The sequence below is a fragment of the Frankia sp. CeRuru1 genome, assembly GCF_977966315.1.
In genome coordinates this window covers 1-2,337 of sequence record NZ_CDWWEW010000342.1, presented here as the reverse complement: position 1 = coordinate 2,337, position 2,337 = coordinate 1, and the positions used below count along the sequence as shown (strand labels likewise).

Genomic DNA, 2,337 nt, shown 5'->3' with positions numbered 1-2,337 from the left:
ACAGCCGAACGTCTGCGCGAGCTGGGCGGCCTGCTCCGGGGTCTGGTAGAAACGGTAGCGGTACGCCCGCTTCACCACCTTCGACCCTATAAGTGACAGGATAGCAGGCGTGCTTGTCACGCTGGCGTTGATGCGCTAGCCCCGCCCTGAAAGACGGGGCCTGCGCGCTACGTTCCTGGGTCACGAGGCCTCCAGGAGCGGGTTGGGGATCGGCACGTACACCGACTGGGTGGCCACCGGTCCGACCAGTTCGTCCCGCCCGTCCACGCAGGTGCGGAGGTTGGCCTTGCACGGCAGGGTGGGGGAGTCGAGCAGCCTGGTGATCAGTGCTCGGCGAGCGGCGGGTGGCCGCGGCCCCCGCCCGCGTGGGCTATCCCCGTCCAGCCGGTGGAGCAGGCCACGCACCCGCCCGAGCAGGCGACGCTCGTCCGCGACACCCGCGACTCCGAGCGCCCCGGCGAGGGCGAAGACGTTGTTCACGAACAGGTAGTAGATGGTCCTCTCGGCCACCAGCGCGTCATCGAAGATCGTGTCGAGCCCGGCACCGAAGCCGGGCAGCAGCCGCTGCACCTCCGCCGCGGCGGAGGTGGCCACGTAGTAGCCCTGGCTGTCGCGGTACCAGCCGGCGATCGGCCAGCCCCCCGCGTCCAGGGTGACCAGGGTGTTCTGCAGGTGGGCCTCGACGCCGATCCCGAAATGCAGGTAGAGGTCCACCACTGGGGCGGCCACCACGGTCAGGTAACGGTCGAACCAGGCGTCGGTCAGCGTCGGGAGGGGATCGCTCAGCGAGCCGGCCAGCGTCGTGAGGAGCCGGGGAAGCATCGCCGTCCGGGCCCGGCCACGGCTGTCCGTGGTCCGCGCGGGCCTGGGCGCGATGAGTGCCGCGGCGCATACTGCCCGGTCAACTGACCCGAACGGATTGACCCGGATGGCGGTCTCCAGCCCGACGCCGTCCTTGTCGTGCCCTCTGTCGTGCCGCTCGCCGGACCCGACCGGCAGCGGTGTTGCGGGGCCGGTTCGGGGCCGACCGTCCCCTCCCGGTCGGGTGACGGCCACCCAACCGGGCTCCCCGATGAGGTGGAAGTTCGGATGTCGGGCGGCGAGCGCCGCGCCGAGACCGGCGTCGATCAGCCTCGCGGTCATCGCGCCGAGCCGCAGCTCGTCGAGCTGCAGCACCCGGCACGAGTTGGTGATCCGCATCCCCAGCGAGAGCTTGAGCATCACCGGGATATCCGGCCGCCAGACGGTACGCAGCGACGAGGTGGGATACCACCGGTGTCCGGACATCCCGAGGTCGATCAGGCGGCCGTCCGCGAGCAGATCGGCGACCGGTTCCCGCCTGCTGACCTCGCCCGCCTGCCAGGGATGCGCGGGTACCACGACGTAACCGGCGGGAATGTCCGGGCGACCGCGTCCGCCGGTCCGAGGGGACACCGCGAGCCCGGGTGGGCCATGTCGGTCTGGTCCGGAACCGGACGAGGCCGAGAGGTCGGACTTCGGCTCCTCGGCCCCACCGTCTTCCCTGGCCAGATCCGCCAGCAGCCGGATCAGGCCCCGGCCGTTCGTGCCGAGGGCCTGGTCCCGCCCTCCGGAGCGGGTCGTCGTGTTTCCCGAGACGGTCACTACGGAGGGATGGGCGGCGAACCAGTGCAGCGCAAAGGACCCGCCGACTTCCGGGGAGTAGGTGGCCAGTGCCTCCGGCGAAGCCCCTTGGCGACTCTTGGCCGCCGGATGGAACGGATGACCAGTGATCAGGGCCTGCTCCGCGGCGAGGAACGGGGGGACGGCGGCCGGGTCCGGCCCGGGACTGCGGGCTGCGAGGCAGCTCGCGATCCAGCCGGCGGAATCGATGATCCTTCCCAGCGCCTGGGCGCCGAGGGCTGGCGGTAGCCCATCCCGCGTGGCGACCTCCCGGACGAGCAGCGCGGCGAGCAGGCCCGCGTCCACCGGGGCTGGTTCGTGGGCCGCGCAGACCAGGCGCGGTGGTCCGAACCCGTGCCATCCGGACGGGGAGTGGTGCGTCAACGTCGCCCGAACGGACAGGCCGGACGCGGGTAGGTCGATGCCGAGCGTCCGGGCGTCGGCCGGTAACCGGATGCCCGTCTCCCGCACCCAGCACCGCAGCAGAGTCTCCGTGACGATCTCGTCCGCGATGGTCTCGGGCTGCGGTCGATCGTCGGTCACGACCGCCGCCGGGCCCTGGTGGAACCACCGGTGGCAAGGACGTCCCCGGTCTCGGCGATCAGCCCGAGCAACGCGTCGACGTCCGCCGCGGTGGCGTCGGGATTGAGCAGGGTCAGCTTCAGGAAGACCTCGTGACGGGGACCGATCTGGGTG

Annotated in this window: 2 protein-coding genes; both read right to left on the bottom strand. The window is 71.6% G+C overall.

Annotated features, from left to right (window positions below; translation table 11 throughout):
• The coding region (locus AC08OP_RS19790; protein WP_476615557.1) for a helix-turn-helix domain-containing protein at positions 1–75 on the bottom strand (75 nt) is incomplete at its 3' end.
• A gap of 105 nt (positions 76–180) precedes the next feature.
• On the bottom strand, positions 181–2,184 hold the full coding sequence (locus tag AC08OP_RS19785; RefSeq protein WP_476615554.1) for an IucA/IucC family protein: 2,004 nt from the start codon (positions 2,182–2,184) through the stop codon (positions 181–183).
• Positions 2,185–2,337 lie beyond the last annotated feature (153 nt).